The 26,294-nt window shown below is 32.1% G+C and carries 21 protein-coding genes; 11 read left to right on the top strand and 10 right to left on the bottom strand.

Annotated elements, in window-relative coordinates; genetic code table 11:
- Window positions 1–94: 94 nt before the first annotated feature.
- The gene (locus ACFSAH_RS19150) at window positions 95–2,272 is read right to left on the bottom strand and encodes a glutamine synthetase III family protein (protein WP_379664318.1); all 2,178 of its coding nucleotides are present in this window, start codon (window positions 2,270–2,272) and stop codon (window positions 95–97) included.
- 528 nt (window positions 2,273–2,800) lie between these two features.
- Between ACFSAH_RS19150 and ACFSAH_RS19145 the strand changes: the two genes are divergently transcribed.
- Complete coding sequence (locus ACFSAH_RS19145; RefSeq protein WP_379664317.1) at window positions 2,801–3,757, top strand: hypothetical protein; 957 nt, start codon at window positions 2,801–2,803, stop codon at window positions 3,755–3,757.
- A 299-nt stretch (window positions 3,758–4,056) separates the two neighbouring features.
- Here the strand turns inward: ACFSAH_RS19145 and porU2 are convergent, their stop codons facing one another.
- Window positions 4,057–8,952, bottom strand: coding sequence for a putative type IX secretion system sortase PorU2 (gene porU2, locus ACFSAH_RS19140; protein ID WP_379664316.1), 4,896 nt, complete (start codon window positions 8,950–8,952; stop codon window positions 4,057–4,059).
- An 18-nt stretch (window positions 8,953–8,970) separates the two neighbouring features.
- On the opposite strand from porU2, the gene ACFSAH_RS19135 reads away from it, so the two are divergent.
- From ACFSAH_RS19135 to ACFSAH_RS19105, 7 genes are all read left to right on the top strand, one after another.
- Entirely contained in the window at window positions 8,971–10,158 is a 1,188-nt protein-coding gene (locus tag ACFSAH_RS19135; protein WP_379664315.1) for a glycosyltransferase, read from the top strand.
- A 5-nt stretch (window positions 10,159–10,163) separates the two neighbouring features.
- Window positions 10,164–11,339 carry a lipopolysaccharide biosynthesis protein gene (locus tag ACFSAH_RS19130; RefSeq protein WP_379664314.1) on the top strand — a complete coding sequence of 392 codons (1,176 nt, stop codon included), beginning with the start codon at window positions 10,164–10,166 and terminating at the stop codon, window positions 11,337–11,339.
- Window positions 11,340–11,352: 13 nt separating this feature from the next.
- Window positions 11,353–11,862 carry a C40 family peptidase gene (locus ACFSAH_RS19125; protein ID WP_379664313.1) on the top strand — a complete coding sequence of 170 codons (510 nt, stop codon included), beginning with the start codon at window positions 11,353–11,355 and terminating at the stop codon, window positions 11,860–11,862.
- Window positions 11,863–11,864: 2 nt separating this feature from the next.
- On the top strand, window positions 11,865–12,344 hold the full coding sequence (locus ACFSAH_RS19120; protein ID WP_379664312.1) for a TlpA disulfide reductase family protein: 480 nt from the start codon (window positions 11,865–11,867) through the stop codon (window positions 12,342–12,344).
- Between the two features lie 65 nt (window positions 12,345–12,409).
- Complete coding sequence (locus tag ACFSAH_RS19115) at window positions 12,410–12,793, top strand: redoxin domain-containing protein (protein WP_379664311.1); 384 nt, start codon at window positions 12,410–12,412, stop codon at window positions 12,791–12,793.
- A gap of 405 nt (window positions 12,794–13,198) precedes the next feature.
- Window positions 13,199–14,137 (top strand): exonuclease domain-containing protein, encoded by a 939-nt coding sequence (locus tag ACFSAH_RS19110; RefSeq protein WP_379664310.1) that lies wholly within the window; start codon window positions 13,199–13,201, stop codon window positions 14,135–14,137.
- Window positions 14,138–14,154: 17 nt separating this feature from the next.
- A complete protein-coding gene (locus ACFSAH_RS19105) occupies window positions 14,155–15,024 on the top strand; it encodes an aldose 1-epimerase family protein (RefSeq protein ID WP_379664309.1) in 870 nt (289 codons plus the stop codon).
- A gap of 53 nt (window positions 15,025–15,077) precedes the next feature.
- Here ACFSAH_RS19105 and queG read toward each other — a convergent pair whose 3' ends face one another.
- From queG to ACFSAH_RS19065, 8 genes are all read right to left on the bottom strand, one after another.
- On the bottom strand, window positions 15,078–15,992 hold the full coding sequence (queG, locus tag ACFSAH_RS19100) for a tRNA epoxyqueuosine(34) reductase QueG (RefSeq protein ID WP_379664308.1): 915 nt from the start codon (window positions 15,990–15,992) through the stop codon (window positions 15,078–15,080).
- A gap of 36 nt (window positions 15,993–16,028) precedes the next feature.
- Window positions 16,029–16,766 (bottom strand): DUF3307 domain-containing protein, encoded by a 738-nt coding sequence (locus tag ACFSAH_RS19095; RefSeq protein ID WP_379664307.1) that lies wholly within the window; start codon window positions 16,764–16,766, stop codon window positions 16,029–16,031.
- A complete protein-coding gene (locus ACFSAH_RS19090; RefSeq protein WP_379664306.1) occupies window positions 16,760–17,359 on the bottom strand; it encodes a SatD family protein in 600 nt (199 codons plus the stop codon). The genes ACFSAH_RS19095 and ACFSAH_RS19090 overlap by 7 nt, the downstream gene beginning before the upstream one ends.
- A gap of 117 nt (window positions 17,360–17,476) precedes the next feature.
- The gene (locus ACFSAH_RS19085) at window positions 17,477–17,620 is read right to left on the bottom strand and encodes a hypothetical protein (RefSeq protein ID WP_379664305.1); all 144 of its coding nucleotides are present in this window, start codon (window positions 17,618–17,620) and stop codon (window positions 17,477–17,479) included.
- Between the two features lie 205 nt (window positions 17,621–17,825).
- A complete protein-coding gene (locus ACFSAH_RS19080) occupies window positions 17,826–19,229 on the bottom strand; it encodes an MBL fold metallo-hydrolase (protein ID WP_379664304.1) in 1,404 nt (467 codons plus the stop codon).
- A 102-nt stretch (window positions 19,230–19,331) separates the two neighbouring features.
- Window positions 19,332–21,158, bottom strand: a complete 1,827-nt coding sequence (locus ACFSAH_RS19075) for an ABC transporter ATP-binding protein (protein ID WP_379664303.1) — start codon at window positions 21,156–21,158, stop codon at window positions 19,332–19,334.
- 58 nt (window positions 21,159–21,216) lie between these two features.
- The gene (locus ACFSAH_RS19070) at window positions 21,217–21,738 is read right to left on the bottom strand and encodes a hypothetical protein (RefSeq protein WP_379664302.1); all 522 of its coding nucleotides are present in this window, start codon (window positions 21,736–21,738) and stop codon (window positions 21,217–21,219) included.
- Window positions 21,739–22,412: 674 nt separating this feature from the next.
- Complete coding sequence (locus tag ACFSAH_RS19065; protein ID WP_379664301.1) at window positions 22,413–23,609, bottom strand: pyridoxal phosphate-dependent aminotransferase; 1,197 nt, start codon at window positions 23,607–23,609, stop codon at window positions 22,413–22,415.
- A gap of 89 nt (window positions 23,610–23,698) precedes the next feature.
- Here ACFSAH_RS19065 and ACFSAH_RS19060 point away from each other — a divergent pair, with 89 nt between their 5' ends.
- The 3 genes from ACFSAH_RS19060 to ACFSAH_RS19050 all read left to right on the top strand — a co-directional run bounded on the left by ACFSAH_RS19060 (window position 23,699) and on the right by ACFSAH_RS19050 (window position 26,210).
- Entirely contained in the window at window positions 23,699–24,676 is a 978-nt protein-coding gene (locus tag ACFSAH_RS19060) for a cation diffusion facilitator family transporter (protein ID WP_379664300.1), read from the top strand.
- A gap of 5 nt (window positions 24,677–24,681) precedes the next feature.
- Window positions 24,682–25,128: an NUDIX domain-containing protein gene (locus ACFSAH_RS19055; protein ID WP_379664299.1), complete on the top strand. Its 447-nt coding sequence runs from the start codon at window positions 24,682–24,684 to the stop codon at window positions 25,126–25,128.
- Between the two features lie 65 nt (window positions 25,129–25,193).
- Window positions 25,194–26,210, top strand: a complete 1,017-nt coding sequence (locus ACFSAH_RS19050; protein WP_379664298.1) for a bile acid:sodium symporter family protein — start codon at window positions 25,194–25,196, stop codon at window positions 26,208–26,210.
- The last annotated feature ends 84 nt before the right edge of the window (window positions 26,211–26,294 follow it).

The following is a 26,294-nucleotide window of genomic DNA, read 5'->3' as shown; positions in this document are numbered from 1 at the left end:
TATTCTTTAAATATGAAAAGCTTATAAAAAAGGATAAATAGCAGAGGCTGCCAGTATAAAACCAACAGCCTCTTTAATATGATAATTTGTTATGTTATTTAACAAACAGTAATTCTCTGAATTTTGGTAAAGGCCAAATCTGATCGTCAACCAATAATTCCAGTTTGTCAACATGGTATCTGATGGGTTCGAAGAAAGATTTTACCGTTTCATCGTAAGCGATAGACTTTTCTCTTATATCTTGTAATTTATTAGCTACTTTTCTGGCTTCGACCATTTCGTGAACGTTGGTTTTGATGAAGTTTAAATGAGTAGCTAATTCTTCAAGAATATAAGTTTGCGCCTGAAACATATCAGAGCCATAACCTAAATCTTTTAATAACTTAATGTTCTCGGCAACTTGAGTTTGGTATTTAATAGCAGCAGGGATTACAAGATTAGTTACCAAATCACCGATAACTCTGGCCTCTATCTGAAGTTTTTTGAAATATTCTTCCAGTAAAATTTCATGTCTGGCATGAGTTTCACGCTTGGTAAACACTCCATTTGTTTCAAAAAGAGTTTCCGATTTCTCAGAAGCTAGTGCATCTAAAGCTTTAGGCGTTGTTTTAATATTGCTTAATCCACGTTTAGCTGCTTCTTCTGCCCATTCATCGCTATATCCATTTCCTTCGAAACGGATATCTTTAGACTCCTTTATGTATTTTTTAATAACTGTTAAAATAGCAACATCCTTTTTGTCACCTTTTTTGATCAGTTTATCAACCTCAATTTTGAACTTATTCAGCTGGTCTGCAACAATGGTATTTAAAACGGTCATTGCGTTGGCAGAGTTTGCTGATGAACCTACCGCCCGTAACTCGAATTTATTTCCAGTAAATGCAAAAGGAGAGGTTCTGTTTCTGTCTGTGTTGTCTAAAAGGATTTGGGGAATTTTAGGTATTCCAAACCAAAGATTTGGATCTTCTTTTACCTTTTTGAATATCGCTTTTGATGACTCAATTTCGTCTAAAACATCGTTGAGTTGAGTCCCCAGGAAAATTGATATTATTGCCGGAGGTGCTTCGTTGGCTCCTAAGCGATGATCGTTGCTTACAGAAGCAATAGATGCTCTCAGTAAATCTGCATGTTCATGTACGGCTTTAATCGTATTAACGAAGAAAGTTAAGAACATGAGATTGTTTTTTGGCGTTTTGCCCGGAGAAAGTAAGTTTTTTCCGGTATTGGTAATTAAAGACCAATTGTTGTGTTTTCCAGAACCGTTGATTCCAGCGTAAGGCTTTTCGTGTAGTAATACCTTAAAATTATGTCTTTTAGCTACTTTGTCCATTAAGTCCATCAACAATTGGTTGTGGTCTATGGCTAAGTTCATCTCTTCGTAAAGAGGCGCACACTCAAATTGAGAGGGTGCAACTTCATTATGACGGGTTTTTAGAGGTATACCTAATAATAATGCTTCGGTTTCAAAGTCACGCATGTAGGCGTATACTCTTTCCGGAATTGAACCAAAATAATGGTCTTCTAATTGTTGACCTTTTGCAGAAGCATGACCAAAAAGAGTTCTTCCGGTTATAGAAAGATCTGGTCTGGCGTTAAACAATGCAAGGTCTACTAAAAAATATTCTTGTTCTATTCCAAGAGAAGGAATTACTTTCTCAATTCCTTTATCAAAGTATTGACAAACCTCTGTTGCTGCTTTGTCAATGGCAGCTATAGCTTTTAATAAAGGTGCTTTATAATCCAGAGATTCTCCTGTATAAGAAACAAATACAGTAGGGATACAAAGCGTTTTGTTGAAGATAAATGCAGGTGAAGAAGGATCCCAAGCAGTATAACCACGAGCTTCAAATGTACTTCTAATGCCTCCATTAGGGAAACTTGAAGCATCTGGCTCTTGTTGTACTAAAGCACTTCCTGAAAATTTTTCAATTGCTTTTCCATCAGAATCTGGTTCAAAAAACGAGTCGTGTTTTTCTGCAGTTGTACCGGTTAAAGGCTGAAACCAATGGGTGTAATGTGTTACATCATTGCTCATTGCCCAAGCTTTCATCGCAGATGAAACTTGTTCTGCAATTTCTCTGTCAATAGTGGAGCCGCTTTCAATAGAATTTAATACTGCTTTAAAAGTGTCTTTTGGAAGATACTCTTGCATTTTGTGTTTATCAAAAACATTTTCTCCGAAATAATCAGAAATTTTACTCGATGGTCTTTTAACTTCAGGCGTTGTCCTGGTAAGAACTGTTTCTAAAGCTTTAAATCTTAAAGTTGACATATTTTTTAGATTTTTAATGCTTTTTTTGAAATTTTATGTAAAAATAACTGATGTTTTTTAGAAAACATAGAAAATAAATGTGTGATATGTGATTTTTTTAATGTTTTTATTGAATAATGTGTGATTTTTTGTTTTTTGTAAAATAGAGTTACAAAATTTAGTGGTTTTTATGAGATTTTTAATGTTGGTTTTTAGGAAATTTGTTTTGTCTTTTATGTCTTATAATTTTTTTGGATAATAAGTCTTTTATAACAAAAGAAAATGATACTATAAAAAATAATATATTAGACCTATTATTTTTATAGATGATAAAATCCATAAAGTCAAATTTTATAGAGACTGTACTTGATGTACTTCCGGATTCTTTTTATGTTAGACTAAAGAAAAAGCATCCGATAGTTTCCTTTTTATACCATACTGTTTCTAATGAAGAGTTACCTCATATAAAAAACTTATATAGGTATAAAAATGAAAGGGAATTTGAGAATGATTATTAAATCTGAATGTTTATAACCTAAGGCTATTGGTGTGTTAAAAGAAGTTACAAAATTTGAATGGAATGAGATTGTAAAAAATCAAGTAGTTTCTATTTTTAATGATTCAGAGTATTTAGAACTAATTTCCAGAATGCATAAAACCGAACTTAAATTTTGGGTCATATACAATCAGAAAAATAAGCCTATTATTGGTTTTGCGACACATATTAGACGCAGGTCTATTATTGTTCCAGATCATTTTGGTTATTCAAGCTTTTGGAAAGACACTAATTTAGGAGGTTTTAGTTTTTTTGATTATTTAGACAAAGCTTTGAATGATCTAAAGAAAATGTTTAATCTGATTGAATTTAGATTACCACCTGATATTATGGATATTAGGGCATTCAATCATAATGGATTTACTTGCAGTACAAATTTCACCTATTTAAACCAAACCGCTGAAGCTGGTAATTATAGAAATGATATTTTAAAAAAACTTAAGTCTTCATATAAAGAAAGTTTTACTTTTTTGTATAACGAAAATTATGAAGAAGTACTTAGACAACAACTAAATGATTTTAAATACTTTGGATACAGTAAATCGAAGATAGATTTTTATAGAACCTATTTTCAAAAGTTGATAGATTATGATATAATGAAAAGCTTTTGTGTTTATAAGAATAATGAACTAATTGCTTCTGCCTTGGTGATTATTGATTTCGATATAAAAATAGCATATAATATTTTATTATCGAGTTCTAAAACTTATAGTAGTGGAGTAAGTGTTTTTTTATACGATAATATAATGAAAAAGTTAAAGGAGTTAAGTATTGAAACAATCGATTTATATGGGGCAAACATGAAGACAATTGCTAATTTTAAGTCAGGGTTTAATGGAGAACTTAAGCTCAGTTTTAAAACTTCGTATGATAAACTTTTAAATGGTAATAATAAAATACTTTCTATTATGTACCAAATTAGGCGTTATATCTTATATAACGTGTTATAAATTGGCGTTTTTTGAAAATATATTCATAGTAAGGAGAGAGGGGAGGTTGTTGATCTTATTAGTTAATGTGAGTTCTAGTTAAGAAAATATAGATGAAATTTTCGATAGCTTAGAATATTTGTAATATTCAAAATCTATAGTCTACCTCAAAATTGGATATATGGAGGGATAGATTATGAAATCCGAATTGTTGGAATTGTAAATAGTTGAATTATCCCGGACTTAGGTTCCTTATGCTTATAGGACATATAAGATTACAATGTCCCTAAAGAAAATATTACTTTAGATCTCATTGAGATTTATTTTAATAAATATATTTTGCCAATGTTGTTTTTAAAATTTGAGTCACCTTTAGTATACCGGTGTTTGAATTTTTCTGAACTATCTTCTATGAGTACCCTGTAAAAATATATACCATTGGCTAAACGGTCACCAAACTGATCTTTACAATCCCATACAAAATCAGAAATGTTATTTCCAATTTTTAAATTACCCAATTCTTCTTTTAATACTTCTCTTACAATTCTTCCAGTCTGGGTCATTATTTGAATTTTTATTTTATCTGGTACTTTTTCTCCGGTAAGAGTAAAAACAAATTTCATTTTGTCTATAACGGGATTAGGATAAGGGTAGAAATTGGTGAGAGTTGATTCGTTAATAACTTCAAAATCTAAAAGAAAGTCATTTGAAGACTTATTTCCTAAATAGTCTTTAGAAATAACTTTTAATGTATAATTACCATCAATTAATTTTTCAGGGGTAAACTGTATAATTAGATTATTGTTTTCAGCTGTTCCTGTTTGTTGTATTTTTAGCAGCCCTTGTGAGTAATAATACCTTTGATAAGTATTATTGGAGGAATGCTTTATGTAAACTTCTACTAGTGAAGTGTCTGATTGTAACAAGTGTTTATTATTGTCGGAAGAAGAAATAGTGAATATAGGGGCAGGGCTAACGATTTCTCCATTGATAATTCTTCTTCCGTCTACAAGTATATCAATATTTGGTGCAGAATTATCGGCTAGTATATTAGTATTATAAGTAATTCCGTTATTAAAACTATAATTATCTCCATAGTTTTTGTTTTTAAGAGATAATTGTAAATTGGTTTCGCCCTTAAGTGAATTAGTAGGGTAGCTGAATTGTAAAGTATCATTGCTAAATGGAGAAATTGGTTTTAAAGAAAACTCTTTGGTATACGAAGAATAAGTTGCGTCGGTCAGTTTGATGTTGATTTGTAAGGAATCGGATTTGAAAGGGCTAATATTGCTCAGTCCTAAACTTAATTTGAGAGAGTCTCCCTGAGACAATTTTTCCGCATTAAAATATTGTAAATAAGACGGGTTGAATGTGATTTCTGTTAAAGGTTCATAAAATATTTTCCAATGATTTAATTTAGGTAGTGTTCTATAGGTTTTATTCTCAATGTACACCTTAAATTTTAGATATGGTATATCTTTTGCCGAAATAAACGACAGGTCTATATTATTGGGAGATAAGTTAGAAGATAAGATATATTCTTGATTATTTTTGTCAACGGCATATATATCTATTTTTTGTACATCACCCTCCCTTTGTTGATACGAGAAATCTGCCGATTTCCATTTTTTAGCTGGGCCGAATTTATCTGTGATGAAATATCCACTAGATACTGAATATTCTAAATCATGTGAATAAGAAAAGTATTGTTCTCTGGCAGGGATACCAGAATCATAATCGGCAGTATATTCAATAGCTTCCCCACTAGCAGCTCCTTTGATTCCCCAAAACATATAAGGTTCTCCTAAACCTACCTTTTCAAATTCTTTCAGACCGATACTCCTAAAGGCCTGCTTCACGTATTCTGGCATATCTTTGAAGTTGCAGTTGTAATTGTTTACGCCTAGTACGTAAGATCCTTTCGGTAATTGATTGATGTAACTAACCAGAGAATCCAGAGCTACGGAATTGGTAGTATCCCAATAATACTGACCTGTATATCCATTGATTGGGAATGGGCCATCTATTGAATTGTAAGGACTGGGATAACTGATGATTTTGTTCTTGATTTCTTTGTCATAGCTAACCATAGTCATTCCGGGGTTTATTTCTACAGGACTATAAGAGATAGCATTTAAGGGGTTGCTTCTGATTCTTCTTTCTTGCTGAGATACCGGAATGTCGTCTCCTCTGCTTGAAATAGTTGTGCTAAATAAGTCTTTTTGAAATTTGAAACCATTTGATTCTTTATTCAAAACAATGTCATTTGTTGTATAGGCAGATGATATTATCTGATTGAAATGGCTTATATTTTGACCATAAATATTTTCATTCAGATATGTAAAAGAACCTGTGTCCCATCGTTTTTCTTGATCATCAATAGCAATTCTCCAAAAGTACACTACATTTTCTTTGAAATTTACTGAGGGAACCCAAGTAGGAAGTATGTCAGCTATAAGTGATCCTGAGGTAGCTTTTAAAGGACTGTCAAAGGTGTTTACTGTATCTATTTCAAAAATGTATTTTTCATTTTTAGTAAATAGGTTATCTGGTTGTCCCATTAAAGTTACTTCTCCAAAAACAATACTATTTTTTAATGGATATATGGCATGTACACCATTTCCAGGCAAAAAGAATGTTTGAGCAGCTTTGTTGTTAAGTTTGTTGATTTCATTAAATTTAGCATTTGGATCTAATTCAATAGTGATAAGATTTATTCCCGATACGTTTAAATCTGTATTGGGTAAGCTAAATGAGAATGTATCGGTATTTAAAATAGGTTTTATAGTTTGGAAATATGTTTTTTCAATGTTTTGTTCTTCTATTTTCCTGGTAATTTTTATGTTTAAACTGTCTTTTTGGACTTTTCCAATATTTTCAATAATAAAATTAAAGTTGAAATTATCTTGAGCGGCATTTTGGCTTCGGTCAGAAAGATATATTTTTTCTGCATTAATACGATAATCGGGTAATGAAGGGTTAAAAAAAGTGATATTGGGATCTCCAAAGAAAATGTATTGCCTCGAATGTGCCATATTAAGTCTATCACTAGAGTTTGTTTGGTCATTTATTCCTAATCTAAAACCTTCTGCAATAGACTTATCGTAACTATTAACGAACCAGTGATTATAAAATTTATTTGAAAAGCTCGATAAGTAAGAGCCTACACCTTCACTTGTTGTACCTATCCAGGAAATTGCTCCAGTTCTTGCCAAAATCATATTTTCAGCATAAGAAGAGGAGCCACTAAAGGCATTTCCTGTACTACAACCATTGATAAGATAATTAGTTGGTTTGTCTGAATTGTTTAGACTAGGAGGAGTACCCAACGATACAGCAGTAAGAGAAGCACTACCATGACCTAGAAAAGTAATTAGATTAGTGCCATTATTAGTTTGAGAGATAATACCCGAAGTAAGATTTTCGGTAACAGCTTCTGAAACTGTTTTGTCAAAGTTTACAGTATACGATCCTAAGTTTCCATTAAATGCAATATTACTTAAGTTTTTTAAGTATGATTTGAATTGTAAATATTCAGTTTCGGTTCTGCCTCCGGTTACATTCACTATTTTTTTTCTCCATATTTCATTTGGGAGATTTTCATATATCTTTAGTTTATTCAGATAAATATCGATATCATCATTTGTTTTGGCAGGAACTCTCCCTATTGCAATAGAAGAGGCTTTGGCATTATTGAAAATACCCAACATATTATCCGATGCAGGATAACCATAGGTAGGGACTAAATCTGCGGATAAGTTATTCTTTGGTGTGGTTAGACCTGCTCCTAATAATAAAAGTGATTGAGGTAGATTATTACTTTTATCTATACTCCATTTAATAAAATTATTTAGGGCTAATGGATGATGGAAACCATAATAAAACTCATTGTAAATATCATCTGTATATGTTAGTAATGTGGGGATATTCCGAATTTGTTGGTTATGATTCAGGTAGTTTTCAGCACCGATAGAAAGGTTTTTGTTTGATATAATGATAGCCTTTTTTATATCAGCAACATTAAAACCTTTAAATGTTATTTTTTGGTAAGTGGCAGATATGGAGTTGTTTAAATCGAAAATATAGAAGTCGGAATTGTTATTGTAAATATTTGGTATACTTAGAGTATTGTTATTATTTATTATATTATAAGTATAGTTGTTTTTGATATCGATAAGGATTGGATTTGAGCTAGAACCAGAAAAATTGAGATTGGCTGAAATATATTGAGAAGGTATGTTAAATCTCAATGCAGTATTGTTGGTTAATGTTAAGTTTCTTGGATATAAAATCTCTAAATAGCTTATTGCTTGATAATCAGTGTGTTGGGAATTAGGGTCGGAAGATAAATCATCAACAATATGAAAGTTTAGTGTAGTTATTTCTCCAGTTAAGTTTATGTTCTTTGTTTTACGTATTGTTTTATATCCATTAAATATGGTATCGCAGATTATTGTATTTTCATGACTGATCTGAAAATGATGGTTATTAGAAGAACCCGCAACAGTAGAGTTCGATCTCCCTGCCACATAAAAACTAAGCATTGGTGACACCCCTGGTGTATTTATAAATCCTGAAGTATTAATGTTATATGAGCTAGACTCTCTTCTACCAAGTAGGGGACTCATATATCCTTCTCCATTTATGTATTCAGATAAACTCATGGTTTCTAAAATATAATCGCCAGGATAATATGATGTTTTAAAATCTAATCTAGACTTTGTTAGTATGTAATTGATGTTTATTGGTGAAATAGTATTTGAAGGTGTGCTATATCTTAGTCCCTCTTTTTCGTTATTATAAGTTAAAAAATAATAATTGTCATCTTCAAACAAATTGATGTTTGTATTAGGAATATACTCTATATCGGAATACATCTTTTTGTCGAGATCGGCATTGTTAGGATACCCGTAGAAATAAATATTGTCTTGATGGTCAAAAGAATTGTCATCAGATCCTGAAATATACAGTGCAGCTTCTTTTCCTTTATTAAACATTTGAAAATATTTAGGATCGATTTGGGTCGACCCGTCTGTAATTCCTGAAGCTATGATATCACTAAAAGTCAGATGATAAATACTTTCTGCAGATACTTTTATTTTTATATACTTTTTTGAAAAATTTATCCATTCATTCCCATAATTTATTTGTGATAATGAAGTACTATAATTTATGATTAATAAAAATAGTATTAAAAGTAATCGTAATTTAGACATCTTTAATAGAAAAAAATAATGTTTAAAAATAAGAAATTAGATATTAAAAGTGATATTAAAAATTCATATATACTGGTTCTGCCTAGCTGGTACCCTTCTTCGGTAAATCAGTTTAATGGAGACTTTAATGAACGCTTTGTTGTGGCTACTTCAAAGTTTAATAAACAAATAGTTCTATATGTGGTAATTAATGAAAATATAAGGGAAAAGAGCGTTGAAACACAAGAAAATGATAATGTATTAACATATATGGCTTATTTACCATATTCTGACTCAGGAATTAAAAGAATATATACGTATTTTAAAATGTATGATTTTTTATTGAAAGAAATATTCCATAAATATGGGATACCTAAAATAGTACATACTTACGTTTTTTTTCCAGCAGGTATAGTTTCATATTATCTCAAATATCGATATGGTGTTAAAACATTATTAACAGAGAATTGGACTGTTTTTTATAAAGAAAGGTTAGATTATATAAAAAGACAATCTTTTTTTAAAAGGATTTTATATAAAAAAATATTAAATTCTTTTGATGTAGTTATTTCTGTAGCATATAGGTTACAGAGTGGTTTGAAAGATTGGATATCTCCTAATAGTAAGAAGATTGTTGTTCCTAATGTTGTTAATACAGATTTCTTTAATTTTGAAGGAATATGCTTAAAAAAGACAGAAACCTTTAATTTTTTTCATGCTTCTACTTTAGGTTACCAAAAGAATATTACTGGAATTTTAAACGTTTTTGAAAAGCTTTTGAGAAATAATGTTAAAATTACGTTAACAATAGCAGGGACAAGGAATAAAGAGTTTGAGGCAGTTATTCATCGATCAGATCTTTTAAAGAAACATATAAACTATATAGGAGAATTAACTAATAAAGATGTAGCTATGGAAATGAAAAAGGCTAATGCTTTTCTATTATTTAGTCGCTATGAAAATATGCCATGCGTCTTATTAGAATCTTTATGTTGTGGATTACCTGTTATATCCTCTAACGCAGGAGGGGTTTCAGAGATTATAAGTTCTGATAACGGGATTATAGTAGAAAATGAAAATGAACAACAATTAGAGGAGGCTATCTTGCATATGATCGATAATTACAACAATTACGATAGAGTTAAAATTTCTAACGAAGCAATATCTGAGTTTAGTTATGAGGTGATAGGGCAAAAAATTAGTAAGTTATACAAAGAATTAGAATAATTTGAATGTATAAGAATGCCCTACTCAATACTTTATCAGCAATAATTTCATTACTACTTAATCTATTGGTTCTATCGCTTACATCCAGAATATTAGGAGCTGAAGGGAGGGGTTTTTATACTTATTTTTTATCTTATTCGGCTTTAGTACAGTTGTTTACTGGTATTGTAGGGAATTCAGTAATGGTTTATATGCTCAATAGGATTGATGAAAAATCTGTATTAACTTTAACTTTTTTTTGGAGTATAGTCGTATCTTTATTTTCGACTGTATTATTACCTTGCATAGACACATTTTTTGAAGGTAAATTGTTGCTGTTTGCTTGTGTGACAATATTTCAAGTTTTACATATAAATTATATGAACTATTTGGCATATACACTTTGTTTTAGAAAGGTGTTGATTTTTAGATTAACTCAACCATTGATTCTTGTTTCTTTAGTGAGTTGTTTTAAATCAGTAAATGATCCAGAAATAGTGTTGTTTTTTTTAGGAATTTCTTACCTTCCAAGCTTTTTTTCGTATCTGAGGATTAATATAAGATCTGTATGTACTGTAGATTTATCAAGACTTAAATCAGATTTTATCTATTATTTTAAGTTGGGAGGATTAAATCAAATTAATAACATTATGCAATTTGCATGTTACAGACTAGTAATTTGGTTGTTGTTTTTTTACACGTCAATGGATAGTGTTGGGGTATTTGGGATATGGTTAAGTTTAGTTGAGGCATTGTGGTTGATACCTGTAAATATAGCATATGTAAATCACGCTTATATTGCTAAAGGAGAAAAGTCTTTTAATATATTATATGTTTCAATAATATCTTCATCCATAGTCATTTTTTGTATAATAATAGCATTAATAACTCCAGATAGTTTATATATAAATATTTTAGGAAAAGACTTTGGAGAAATTAAAAAATTAATTTTTGTTAGTTCTTCTGGAATTGTAATGTTTTCTTTTGGAAAGATACTATCTTCTTTTTTTTCAGCAAAAGGAGATATAAAATATAATACTATTGGATCAGCAGCGGGCTTATTTGTGACACTAATTTTTGGATTTTATTTTGTACGTATTTACGGACTAAAAGGAGCAGTGCTTACTAATACAATTTCATATATCGTTACTACATTAACTTTGGTGTATTTATATAACTTAAAATCCAGAACTCAAGATTAAATATTAATTTATTATGAAGGGATATAACTCATTCATGTTTTTTACTATCTTATTAATGGTATCGGTCTCCTGCTCTTCCCATAAAACACTTACAAAAGAAAATATCTCTGTAAAAAAGAAATATGCAAAAATAATGGAGGTATCTCCAAATAAGCTACATAATACAGCATTGTATAATTTTATTAACGAGTGGGAGGGGACAAGGTATAGATTAGGTGGATTAAACAAGAATGGAATAGATTGTTCAGGGTTAGTTTATTTGTTATATAAAGACGTGTATAATAAACAAATTCCCAGGAGCACATCACAACAGGTAACTGTAATTAAAAGAAAATATGAGAGAAATTTAAAAGAAGGAGATCTGGTTTTCTTTGATTACGATAATAAGAAGTATAGTCATGTTGGGGTGTTTTTACAAAATGGATATTATGTTCATGCCAGTACCAAAAGAGGAGTGATGGTACAAAAATTGAAAGATCCCTATAGCTATAAATACTTTTCGAGAGGAGGGAGTGTGAAATAATTATGTTGAAACGAGTTTTTTATGTGATCCTTTTTATCTTTTCCTGGTCAGGTATTTATGCACAGGATGTAAAAGTGACCAGGTTTGAAGAATTACAAAAACGTATTCAAACATCTTCAGATACGGTATATGTGGTTAATTTTTGGGCAACATGGTGTGTACCATGTGTAAAAGAGTTACCGTATTTTGAGAAGTTAGCAACAAAGTATAAAGATCAGCCTTTGAAAGTGATACTGTATAGTTTAGATTTTAAATCAAAAATACAGAAAGATGTTTTACCATTTCTAAGGAAATACAAAGTTGAATTAGAAGTTGTTGTAAATGAGTGTAATAACGAAAAATTTATTAATTTGGTAGATAAGAATTGGTCAGGGGCTATTCCGGCCACTTTAGTAGTGAATACTAAAAAAGGAATCCGGAAATTTTACGAACAGGAATTTACAGAAAAAGAATTGGAACAGGTTTATATAAGTTCCAGATAAAATGTGATATTGTGTTTACTATTGACCGTTGGAGTTTGAATATCTATAACTTTAAAAATAAGCCAATGAAAAAGAGAATTTGGTTACTATCTTTCTTCCTTTTGTTTTTAACAGTAGTAAAAGCACAGGGCTATAAACCAGGAGACGAAGCAATAGACTTTAAGCTTAAAAATGTTGATGGTAAATTGGTTTCCCTTTCAGATTATAAACAAGCAAAAGGCTTTATAGTGATTTTTATATGTAATCCTTGTCCGTATGTGAAATTATATGAACAGAGAATATTAGAGCTCAATAATAAATATGCTCCATTGGGTTATCCGGTTATTGCAATAAATCCAAACGATGCAGAATTATCAAAAGCAGATGCCTTTGATAAAATGCAGGAAAGAGCTAGAGAAAGAAAATATACCTTTCCATATTTGGTAGATGAAACGCAGGAAATAGCATAAGCCTATGGAGCCAAAGCTACTCCACATACTTATGTTCTTAAAAAACAGGACGGAAAATTAATAGTAGAGTATGTTGGGGCTATAGACAATGATACCGAAAACACAAATACAGCTAAAATAAAATATGTAGAAAACGCTGTATCAGCAATTCAAAAAGGGCAGAAACCTGATGTGACCATCACAAAAGCAATAGGTTGTGGTATTAAATGGAAAAAAGCTTAAACTGATATTGTCCTTAAAAGATAAAATTCACACTTTTGCCAGATACATATTTGAAATTCATGAAAAAAAAGGAAGAAGATTATTCATTTTGGTCAAAGTATAAACATTTTGCAAAAAACGAAATTATGCTTTACCTTATTATGGTAGTTGGTATTCTTTTAGGCATCCTTATCTTTAGTTAAAATGAAACTTAATCTCAAACGTCCCCTAGCTTTTTTTGATATAGAGGCTACAGGCGTTAACCTTGCTACAGATCGAATAGTAGAAATTTCTATCTTAAAAGTTCATCCTGACGGAACCGAACTAACCAAAACTTATAAGATAAACCCAACTATTCCCATTCCTTACGAAACATCTATCATTCATGGTATTTACGATAAGGATATAGAAAATGCACCTACTTTTGCTCAGGTAGCCAAAGAAATAGCAGATTTTATGGAAGATGCTGATTTAGCAGGTTATAATTCTAATAAATTTGATATTCCTATGCTCATGGAAGAGTTTTTGAGGGCAGGAGTTAGTTTTGATTTGGATAACAGGCATTTTGTAGATGTTCAGAATGTTTTCCACCAAATGGAACAAAGAACTTTAAAAGCAGCGTATAGGTTTTATTGTGGAAAAGAAATTCTGAATGCGCATACAGCAGAGGCAGATACAAGAGCTACTTATGAAGTTTTATTAGCCCAGGTAGAAAAATATAAAAATGTAGATTGGGAGGATAAAGAAGGTAATGTAAGTCAGCCTGTTGTTAATGATGTAGAAGGCTTGCATAACTTCACCAATTTGAATAAACCCGTAGATTTTGCGGGCCGTATGGTTTATAATAATGATAATATTCCGTGTTTTAACTTTGGAAAACATAAAGGAAAAACAGTTGTTCAGGTATTTGAAGAAGAACCTAGTTATTATGGATGGATGATGAATGGCGATTTTCCGTTGTATACCAAAAATAGATTGGAGAAAATATGGAACGAACATAGAGCACAAAAATATGAAGCCAGAAGACAGGCAAAACCAGCAGCTCCCAAATCAGAACCCGGTAGAAAGCCAACGGTAGATAATTCAAAGCCGGCAGATACAGATATGCTGAAAATGCTTGCTGATAAATTTAAAAAGCATTGATATAAAATAGATTAAGGATGGTAGTTTTAGAAAACGATAAGTTACAGGTTACGATAAAGTTGAAAGGTGCCGAACTGAGTTCTATAAAGGATAAAGTTTCTGGAAAAGAATATATATGGCAAGGAAACCCAGATGTTTGGGGATACCATGCTCCAAATCTGTTTCCGATAGTAGGTGGGCTAAAAGATAACAAGATTACTATTTCTGGTAATGATTACAATCTTAGCAGGCATGGTTTTGCAAGAACCAGTATGTTCAGAAGAATAGAATCAACACCTAATCATGCGGTTTTTTCTCTTTCTTACGATGATGAAACCTTAAAAATATATCCTTATAAGTTTGAATTTGAGGTTGCTTATAGTCTGTCAGGAAATTCGTTAACTATTTTATATAAAGTAATCAATAAAGACGATAAAAAGATATATTTTTCTGTAGGGGCGCATCCGGCTTTTAATATACCTTTAGAAGAGAGCGAAGTATATGAAGACTACTTTATTGAATTTGAAAAAGAAGAGACTTTGGTATCATCCAAGCTGTCAACCACAGGATTATTTAATGGACAATATAAAGAGTTTGGTCAGAATACAATTCTAGATCTAACTGCAGATTTATTTAATGAAGATGCATTGGTTTTTAAAAATCTGAATTCAAGAGTAGTTTATCTGAAAAACAGAAAAAACACACAATCCATAAAAGTTGATTTTAATCAATTTAATGAGTTAGGTATTTGGGCTAAACCTGGTGCACCGTTCGTTTGTATAGAGCCTTGGTTAGGTTATGCGGATAATGAGTTAGGACAAAAAGATATTTCTGAAAAACCAGGCATTCAGACATTAGATCATGGCCATGTTTTTGAATCAAATTATACCATCAGTATAGAAAAATAGTATAAACATTTAAGGCATTTTAGTGATTCTATCCGCTAAAATGCTTTGTTTTTTTATATGTTTTTGTCTATTTTAATAAAGCTTATATTCCTCTTTAATCCAGTTAATTTTGTTCTTTTAACAGCAGATTTTTTAAAAATCTTACCAAATACTTCTTCTGTTATTCCTTCCCAGTCTTTTTTATTCATTTCCAACAAATCCGGATGAGGGTTAAAAGCTTCTTCCTGATGGATTACAGAAAAACGATTCCATGGACACACATCCTGGCATACATCGCAACCAAACATCCAACCATCCATTTTATCTTTAAAACTTAGGGGAATTTCTTCTTTTAGTTCTATGGTAAGATAGGATATACATTTACTGCCATTTACAACGTAAGGAGAAATTATGGCTTCTGTAGGGCAGGCATCAATACATCTGGTGCAGGTGCCGCAATGGTCGGCGTTGAAAGGATTATCATATTCCAGCTCCAGATCAACAATTAATTCGCCTAAAAAGAAAAAGGAACCTGTTTTGTTGTTTATCAGATTGGAGTTTTTTCCAATCCACCCGAACCCACCCTTTTTAGCCCAAGCTTTATCTAAAACAGGAGCGGAGTCTACAAAAGCGCGCCCACTAACACTTCCTATATTTTCTTCTATAAATTGATGCAGAGCCTTTAATTTATCTTTAATAACGAAATGATAGTCTTTGCCATAAGCATATTTAGAAATCTTAGGAGCTTCTTTATCTTTTTGTTTTTCGTCGGTATAATAATTAAGGGCAATGGATATAACAGACTTTGCATCGTCTACTAATAATCTGGGATCAAGGCGTTTGTCGAAATGGTTATTCATATAGGCCATCTCTCCATTATAATTGTTGTTGAGCCACTTTTCTAACCTGGGAGCTTCATCTTCTAAAAACTCGGCTTTAGAGATACCGCAAAATAAGAACCCTAATTTTTGAGCTTCATCTTTAATCATTTTACTGTATTTCTGTTTCAGAAGCGAAGTCACTTTTTATATCAGTTTTAATAATTCTCTTAAACAAAGTCCCGTAATAATGGCTATGCAAAAGCTTATAAGAGTTCCTAAAAGAATATATTCTGTTAGCTTTTTATCTCTGGATCTTGTAAGGTCGCCAAATCTGAAAATAGATTTTGCGGCTAAAAGATAGCCAATACCCTCAAAAAATCCCATATTAATGAATATTACAATTAATACCCTTTCTAATATTCCAATATATTTTCCGGCATCTTTTAAAGAATCTGTATCCAGAGATTTATCGTTCTTTTTTAAGGAATCATACCATTTTGCAAAAAATAGTTTTAAAAAAATAGGGGAAACAGAGACTATTATTAAAAAAGCGATTAAGTAACAAAGGGTTGTTACTGAGAATAAGTAAGCTGTAATTATATGACTGAAATAGAGATCTGCGACAAAAATCAGAACAAATAAATGTAATAGCTGATCTGTAATAAACAGTTTTAATTGACTGGTTTTATAATAACGGTCTAAGTATACCTTCAATAGATCAATAATAAAATGAGATATTGTAATGGTTAATATACCTATCCAATAAGAGCTTAAGTCGTTATATAATAAAATAATAAGTAATAACAGATGAACAACTACATGGAAATATAAGGATACTGACTTGATTCCATGCTGTTTTCTGTTTGTGACCCATTTTTCTGGCTGAAGAAAAAAGTCGCCCAAGATATGTGCGAGCAATAGTTTGAGCGAAAATATCAACATTTTTCAGATAATGTTTTTTGGCAGTAGTTTATGGTTCGTAAAATATATTCGTACCCTGCCCGTTTCAGGTCTCTGCTAATTTGGCTTTGTTTTTTATTTAATTTTTCGGCCAGCTCTACCTGTGCAAGATCTTGATGAGTTAATGCCTGATTTATTAACCATGAAAGATTATGATTCCAATCATTCATAATAAAAGAGATTAACTCTAGTATAACATTAAGCTGTTCGTTTACTTCTTCCCAAGGTGTTTGTATGGCAAGGGTTTCCTTTTTGAGTGCATCAAAAACTTTTCCTGAAAACACCAGAGCTTGTCCATTTGATTTAGTAAGTGATTTATTGGTGTAATCTTTTTCTCCTACTCCAATGCCCATTCTTACATCTATAGGGGGAATACTTTTTATAGCTGTTTTAATACCAATAAGTGCATTAAATAAATTATTGACTGGGATTTCTGCTTGAAAACTATCGCCTCTGTATATTTCCCAGTTATCTTTTCCTGCATATTGATTTAAGGTAGATTCAAGTGCAATTACCCATTTTTCTGGTTTTGCTTTTTGGGAATTGACGATGTCGCCCGTAATAATAGCAATCATATAAACTTAGTTTATGAAATATTGAATATAACTAAATTCTGTTATAAATTGATATATAACTCAAATGTGTTATAATTTTGTGTATAATCTTATTTTGTTATAATGAGCCTGAGTTGTTTAATCCAAGCTTTTTAAAAGTACCCAATATCTATAACCGGTAATAGCTTGCTCTAGTTTAGTAAGCTTAGACGGATCTTTTTTGTATAAGCTAGGTAATACTTTCTTATTTACCGTATTTAAGAGTTTAAAAAAGCTTTTCATAAACTAAAAATATATAGCTAAATATACGAACTTAATTATAAGAGCTTGTTTAAAATTCGCCTAATAATTTTTTATGTCTCTTTTTAGATGTTCTTTCGTTATCTTTTTCAAGATATGTTTCCTGCTATCTCTTCAAAATTTACCTTTGTTACTTCAAAAATAGCTTACAAAGAATTTTACAATATAAATTTAAACGGACTCTAAATTATAGAATAAATACATTGCCTTTGTGAGCTATATTAACTTGACAACCAAAAGATTCTATGTCTTTTTTTAGAGCTTCCATACCAATAGGTTCTCCGTGTACAAGAAAAACTTGTTTTGGAAGACCATCAATAAGACGAATATATTCAAGTAATCCGTTATGGTCTGCATGGCCACTAAAAAGGTCTGTTTTGGTAATTTTAGCAAATACGGACATTTCTTTACCTTTTAATCTCACCGTATTATCGCCACGTAATAATCTGTGACCTAAAGTTCCCTCCGCACAGTAGCCAATAAATAAAATAGTAGCATAAACGTTCTGGATATTTCTATATAAATGATCCTGGATACGGCCGCCTTCCAACATGCCTGCAGAAGAGATAATAATGCAGGGCTCAAAATGGTTTGCTATTTCCTTACTTTCTTTTAATTGTTTTACGTATGAGAGGTTTTCAAACTCAAATTTGTCACCGTGTGTCCTGTAAAACTCCTGAACTTCATCATTCAGGATATGTTTGTATTTTCTATGGATGTCTGTAGCTAAATTAGCCAATGGACTATCTACAAAAACAGGAATTGGTTTTAAAAGCTTTTTACTGAATATTTTGTTCAGTATATAAACTAAAGATTGAGTTCTGCCAACCGAAAACGCAGGTATTATTAATCTGCCAGGTTGGTCTATACAGTTTTTTTGGATGCTGTCTATCAGAAAATCTTCTATATTTTGCTGATTAGTATGTAATTTGCCTCCATAAGTTGATTCGGATACCAGAAAGTCAGTTTTGGGTAAAGCTACCGGGTCTACAAGTATTGGTGTTTGTTTTCTGCCAATATCTCCTGTAAAAGCAATAGTTTTTGTGGCTCCGTTATCCTGTACTGTAAAATGTGCTGCTGCGGCACCCAGTAAATGTCCGGTAGGATAGAGCTCTAAGACAATATTACTGTTTATCTGAAAAGGTTTTTGGAATGGAATGGTTACAAACCGGTCTATTGTATCTAAAACATGTTTGTGAAGGTATAGAGGTGCTTTTTCGGTGGTTTCCTGAAACTGTTTTCCTTTGAACCTTTTTTTCTTTTTAACATTATTATTGTTTCCTAGAAACAGGTTTACTGAATCGCTGAGTAATATTTGAGCAAGTTCTGCTGTTGCTGCGGTACATAAAATTTGGCCTGTATAACCTTCTTTTATAAGTGTAGGGAGATTACCTGAATGATCTATATGAGCATGGGTTAACACAACCAGATCTATATCAGAAGGGGAGAAAGGGAACTGGCTGTTATGTGTAAGGTTTTTGCCTTTCTCATAATCTAAACCGCAGTCAATTAATATTTTATAATTATTTATTTCAAGAAGGTGCATGCTCCTAGTTACCTGTTTTGCTGCACCCCATATAGTTAAATTCATAAATACTTGTTTATCGGGTATATGCCGATTTTATAGATGAAAAACATTTAGGATTAATTTCCATGAATTAATCTTTCAAAAGCCTAAGAAAAATAGTGCTTTTTATTGTATTTCGAACTGTAATGAACTCAAATGTTTGTATATACCTTCTTCTTTTTGTATAAGCTGGGCGTGAGTCCCAACTTCAGCAATTTGCCCTTTATCCAGTACAATAATCTTATCAGCTTCTCTGATGGTTGAAAGTCTGTGAGCGATGATGATAGAGGTTCTACCTTTCATCAGGGTTTCCAGTGCTTCCTGAACAAGACGTTCTGACTCTGAGTCTAAAGAAGATGTGGCTTCGTCAAGAATAAGTATAGCCGGATCTTTTAATAAAGCTCTGGCAATAGCAATACGTTGTCTTTGTCCTCCAGATAATTTAACACCTCTTTCTCCAACAACAGTATCATAACCTTCTGGGAAGCTCATAATAAAATTGTGGGCATTTGCTTGTTGTGCGGCTTTAATAATTTCTTCTTTGTTAGCATCCAGCTTTCCGTAAGCGATATTTTCAAGAATGGTACCTCCAAAAAGTATCACATCCTGCGGAACTATAGCTATTTGGTTTCTGATATCTGTTAGAGCATAATCATCAGCAGACTTTCCATCGAACAGTATTTTCCCTTTTTGAATATCGTAGAACTTAAGAATTAAGCCGGCAATAGTTGATTTACCTGCGCCGGAAGAGCCTACAATAGCTACTTTTTCACCCGCATTGGCTTCAAAAGAAACATCATTTAAAACAATTATCTCTTTTCGGGAAGGGTAAGAGAATTCTACATGTTCAAAAGCGAGATTACCTTCAATTTTTTCTTTGATCTTGTTGTTTTCCGGATGGATGGATATGTTCTCGGTTTTCTCTTCTAAAATTTCCAATACTCTTTCTGAGGCACCTACAGCTTTTTGTACATTCGCATAAATCTCGGGGAAAGTTCCCATAGCTGCGCCCACAAAAACAGAATAAAGCATATAGGCCAGCAAATCAGAAACATTCAGCATTCCTTGTTCTACCAAATAAGATCCATACCACATTACGCCCATGATTGCACCAAACAGACAGAAAATAATAAATGAAGCAAAGCCGCCACGGTAAGTAGCGCCTTTTAAGGCTATTTGTACTACTTGTCTTAAGCTTTTATCATATCTGTTAGCTTCATAAGCTTCATTAACAAATGCTTTTACATTAGATATACCTTGTAATGTTTCTTCAACGATGGTATTAGAATCAGCCAGCTGATCTTGTGCTTTTCTGGATATATTTCTGATAGCTTTACCAAATACCACACCGGCAACAACAATAATAGGTAATATGGCCAGGTTAAATAAGGTGAGTTTTGTAGATATAATAATAAGAAATGTAACTCCACCTATAAGCATAATTATCTGTCTGATCATTTCTGCAATACTGGTGGTTAAGGTATCTTGTATTTGCGATAAATCTGCAGATAGCCTACTGTTCAATTCTCCCACACGTCTATTGGCGAAAAATCCCATAGGTAAGGTTATCATTTTGAAATAAGTATCTCGCCTGATATCTGCAAGGGCTTTTTCAGATACTTCTACAAATAACCTGATCCTGAAAAAAGAAACAAAGGCCTGTATGAAAAGAATAAAGAAAGCAATGCCTCCAATTCCTGAAACGGTACCGGGAAGTCCATATTCAGAAGGATTTCCCTGAGCAACCTCAACCATTACTTTTACCAGTGCGGGAAAAAGTAATCCTGTTAAACTGGAGAGGAGTAAAAATAAAAAACCTATAATAAACTTCCACTTGTAAGGCTGTAGATAGCTTAAAAGTGCTGATATTTTTTGTAAGCTCTGTTTGTTGATCTTCGCCTTGGGTAACTCGGCATCCTGTTTCGATCCGCTGTTAAATCTGTTTCTTGCCATTTATATGAAATGCCTTTTAAATCGGTCAAGAGGCAAAAATAAGCTAACAATTCTTTTTTTAGCTCTTTTTACTGTAAAAATTACGGAAGAAAAACAAAGCGGTGAATAAAACGGTGATAATCAGGAGTACAATAAATGTACTTATAGAACCTTTTGCTTTTCTTTTATTCTCGATATGTGTTTTAAGCTTATCGTTTTCCTGCTGCAATTTGTTGATGGTGTGCATATAGGAAAGATTTCTGTCTGTATTATCTTTTGAATCAGAGATGATTTTTTCATTTTCATCATTCTTATAATCCAAAAGTACCTTGGTTTCTTTCAGAATGGCGTTATCTGTACGTATAATCTCTAATAGTATATCTATACTTTTTTGCATGTCCTTTTTGGTTTTAAATCCAAATATTCCTGTTTTAGAATTTAAACTTTCGGAATATAAACCAAATTTGTTACTGCGCTCCGTTAGCATAGCGTTAATTTTACTCCTTTGAGCCTCGTAAGCTAAACTATCATTATTAACGGCAAAAGAGCTTCTTCCTAAAAAGAATACAAAAAAGATAAAAGCGGCTAGAGTCTTATTCATTAATGGTGTTTGTTAAAAAGAAACGATATTCGTTTCAGTTTAGTATAAAATAATACAAAGACAGACTCTGTTAGGTCCATATGGTTTAATCTAGTAGAAAATATTTTTGAAAAATATAAAGAGGAGAGGTGTAACGGGGTTAAATACAGGAAGATTAAAAAAAGTTATATCAAAACTATGTTTGTTCCGGGGTTTAAACGCTTTAAGAAAAGGGGGGGCTAGGATTAAAATTGTGGAACATGTATCTGATTATAGGATAACTTATTCCTATGCATTTATTCGTGAAAAGGGATGAGTTACCTGGTTTGAGTTTAGCGTAGCTTAGTGTATTTCTTTGGTGAAAAAGCTGTATTTGCCCCCCTGTTTAAACGCAGGAAATGCAGTTTTTAGATAAGGTTTTCTAGTGCATGGCTATAGTATAGCTCCATCATAGCTCCAATCAAACTATAAGTAAGAGGGCTTAGTGTATTTTTGAGATGAATGGTGTCGTGTGTTTTAGCTGTTGGTAGAGGTCTTAACTTAAAAGAGCTGTATCTAAAATAGAAACATTGTCCTTTCAATGAGCAATAAGGATAAATCTCCTTTTTAAGTACTCCTGAAACAAATCCTGAGCGAACTCGAAGGATGACAAGGTTCTCTGATACAGCTCCTTTTTTATAATAAAAAGCTTAGGGTTATTTTAATTGTCCTAAAGCTTCTTTTATTCTTCTTAATGCCTCTACTAAACTTTCATCAGAAGCAGCGTAAGATAAACGAATATAATTGTCGTTACCAAAGCTATCGCCACCTACGGTAGCAACATGTCCAACATTGAGTAAGTAAAGAGCAAGATCAGAAGAATTGCTGATTACGTTACCATTTTCATCTTTTTTACCGAAGAAAGAACTGATCTCAGGAAAAAAGTAAAACGCACCTTCTGGTAAATTCGTTTTAACTCCCGGAATGTCTTTTAATAAATCGTATACCAATTGACGACGACGGGCAAAAGCCTCTTTCATTTCATTAACAGAATCTAAGCCTTGTTCGTAAGCTACTATACCAGCTCTTTGAGCAATAGAGCAAGTGCCAGAAGTAGTTTGACCTTGTAATTTGTCGTTTGCAGCTGCAATTTCTTTGTTAGCCGCAAGGTATCCTAAACGCCAGCCAGTCATGGCAAATGCTTTAGAGAAACCGTTTATGATAATTACGCGATCTTTGATGCTTGGAAATTGAGCTATAGATTCGTGTTTGTCTACAAAGTTAATATGTTCGTAAATTTCATCTGAAAGGATGAAAATATTAGGGTGCTTTTCAAATACTTTTGCCAAAGCAGCTAATTCTTCTTTACTATAAACTGTACCTGTAGGGTTGTTAGGTGAAGAAAACATAAACAACTTACTTTTTGGAGTAATAGCTGCTTCTAGTTGTTCTGGCGTAATTTTGAAATCACTTTCTATAGTTGTATCAATGAAAACAGATTTACCCTCGGCAAGTGTTACCATTTCTGAGTATGAAACCCAATAAGGCGTAGGAATAATTACTTCGTCTCCTGGATTAATCAAAGTCAAAATTACGTTAGATAACGATTGTTTTGCTCCTGTAGAAACTACAATTTGCGATACATCGTAATCCAGATTATTCTCTGTCTTTAGTTTGTTTACAATAGCTTGACGAAGGTCAGGATATCCAGGTACCGGAGAGTAACGTGTGTAGTTATCATCCAATGCTTTTTTTGCAGCTTCTTTAACATGATTTGGTGTGTTAAAGTCTGGTTCTCCTACACTTAGACTAATTACATTAATGCCTTTTGATGCTAATTCTCGACCTAATTTGGTCATTTTTAGCGTGGCTGATTCTGATAGGTTATTTATTCTGTCTGATAAAATACTCATGATTTTAGCTTTGGGAGGCAAATATAATGAATAGTTTTTTGTCTGTAGTAATTTCTATTTTTAAGTTTGCATTCAAATTACAATAAAAAGTGAAGAAGAAAAAACAGATAGTTCTGGTATCATTAAGTGTAGGTGTTTTGCTGATGTTGGTGAAATTTACTGCGTTTTTCTTAACCAATTCAAATGCGATATTAACAGATGCGGCAGAAAGCATAGTTAATGTAATAGCTAGTTCTTTTGCTTTTTTTAGTATTTATTTTGCATCACTTCCTAAAGATCAAAACCACCCATACGGACATGGAAAGGTTGAATTTTTTTCAGCTTTTTTAGAAGGTGTACTTATAATTATTGCAGGTATTATTATTATATCTAAAACAACTTATAATGTTTTTTATCCCGAACCCATTAAAGAATTGCTGCAAGGTGCTTTTCTGATAGGGATAACCGGGATAGTTAACGGTGTTTTGAGCTGGTATATGGTTAAAGAAGGGAAGAAAATGAACTCTTTAACGATTGTTGCTGATGGTAAGCATTTAGGTACAGATGCGGTAAGCTCATTTGGATTAATTATTGGTTTAGTACTGATTTACTTAACTAATTTATCATGGATAGATAGTTTAATTTCCTTTGCTTTAGGTTTTTATATCATTTATAATGGGTATAAGCTTACACGTATTTCTATTGGAGGGTTAATGGATGAATCCGATATAGAGTTTGTGAAAAACCTTTTAAAGCATTTTAATACTTACAGACGTGATGAGTGGATTGATGTGCATAACCTAAGAGTGCAGAAATATGGAGAAACTTACCACATAGATTGTCACGTAACGCTTCCGTACTATTTTGATTTGGTGAAAGTGCATCAGGAGGTTTCTGATATTGATAAAGCAATGAATTCTGGAGATTATAAAGCAGAACTATTTGTACATGCAGATCCTTGTTTACCAGAATGTTGTCATTATTGTAATATGAAAGAGTGTCCTGTAAGAAAAGAGCCTCAAACTATAAATATAGAATGGCATATTGGTAATGTTACTAAAAATCAAAAGCATTTTGATAAAGATTAATAGTGATGGATAAATTTAACGTTAGGGTTTATGGTTTGTTGATTAATGAAGCCGGAGAGATTTTACTCACAGACGAAGAAATAAAAGGCTACAAATTTACAAAGTTTCCCGGAGGAGGATTAGAATTGGGAGAGGGAACTATTGACGGATTAAAAAGAGAGTTTTTAGAAGAATGTCAATTAAATATAGAAGTTATTGAGCATTATTATACGACAGATTTTTTTGTGAAATCTTTATTTTCTGATGAACAATTACTTTCTATTTACTATAAGGTTAAACCTGCAGAATCCTTAAATATAAAAATAGCTATCCAGCCTTTTGATTTTGAAGGCCAACAAACTGAAAATAAGCAAAGCTTTAGATGGTGTGGTGTAAATTCTTTAAGTACAAATGATTTAACCTTTCCGGTGGATAAATATGTATTGGAGTTACTGAAAGAAAGTGGAAGATAACTTTGCAGCAAAACTGCTTGAATGAATAATATAATTCCCAAATCAGAACATTATTTGTCGCTATTATGAGTGTACTTAGTAGATTAACAAAAAAAGCCTCATCTTACGGGTTTGACGGTTTTTTATTAGGAATAGCCATTGCTATTTTGTTAGCCTATATATTTCCATCAGTAGGGGCAAAAGAAAGTCCTATTCCATTAGCAGAAATAGCCAATTTTTGTGTGTCTCTTATTTTCTTTTTCTATGGATTGAAATTGAGTCCCAAAAAACTGAAAGAAGGATTAGCCAATTGGAAGTTGCATGTTTTGGTGCATGCATCAACCTTTATTCTTTTTCCGTTACTTGTTATTCTATTACATAAAATAATTCCATCATTTCAATCAGACGTTTTTTGGACAGGTTTATTTTATTTAGCTGCGCTTCCATCAACAGTTTCTTCGTCTGTAGTAATGGTTTCTATAGCAAGAGGAAATATGCCGGCAGCCATATTTAATGCCAGCATATCTAGTTTACTGGGAGTTTTTATAACACCAATATGGATGGAATTCTGGATGTCTGAAAAAGCAACAAATGATTTTGATCTGAGTAGTGTCATCATAAAATTACTCATCCAAGTAGTTGTTCCTGTTCTGTTGGGACTTCTATTGCATAGAAAATACGCATGGTTTGCAGAAAAATATAATAAAAGATTAAAGCAATTTGACCAGTCTATTATCCTTTTAATCATATTTACCGCATTTTGCGAATCGTTTAGCGAAAACGTGTTTGCATTAATAGGAGTGAAAGATTTACTGCAATTGTTACTATCAACAGTGGCATTATTCTTTTTAGTATTAGAACTTACTAACTTGTTGAGTAAACTATTAGGATTTAATAGCGAAGATAGGATAACCCTGATATTCTGCGGATCTAAAAAATCATTGGTGCATGGTACTGTCATGTCTAAAATACTTTTTCCAACATCAGATCAAATGGGGTTGATACTATTACCTTTAATGATTTATCATACTGCCCAGCTGATTATTGCAAGTATTATAGCTAATAAATTTGCAGGTGATTCTACGAAAAACATAGCCCCGTAAAAATTAAAAGAATACGGTTTAATAGTTTTTTTTAGCCTCGCAATTTTATAGCTTTACAAGCTTAAATAAAGAGAACCTGTAAAG

The organism is Pseudopedobacter beijingensis (assembly GCF_042678145.1).
In the GTDB taxonomy this organism is placed as follows: Bacteria; Bacteroidota; Bacteroidia; order Sphingobacteriales; family Sphingobacteriaceae; genus Pseudopedobacter; species Pseudopedobacter beijingensis.
The sequence above is the reverse complement of the archived record's forward strand: the minus strand, read 5'-3'. Positions and strand labels throughout refer to the sequence as shown.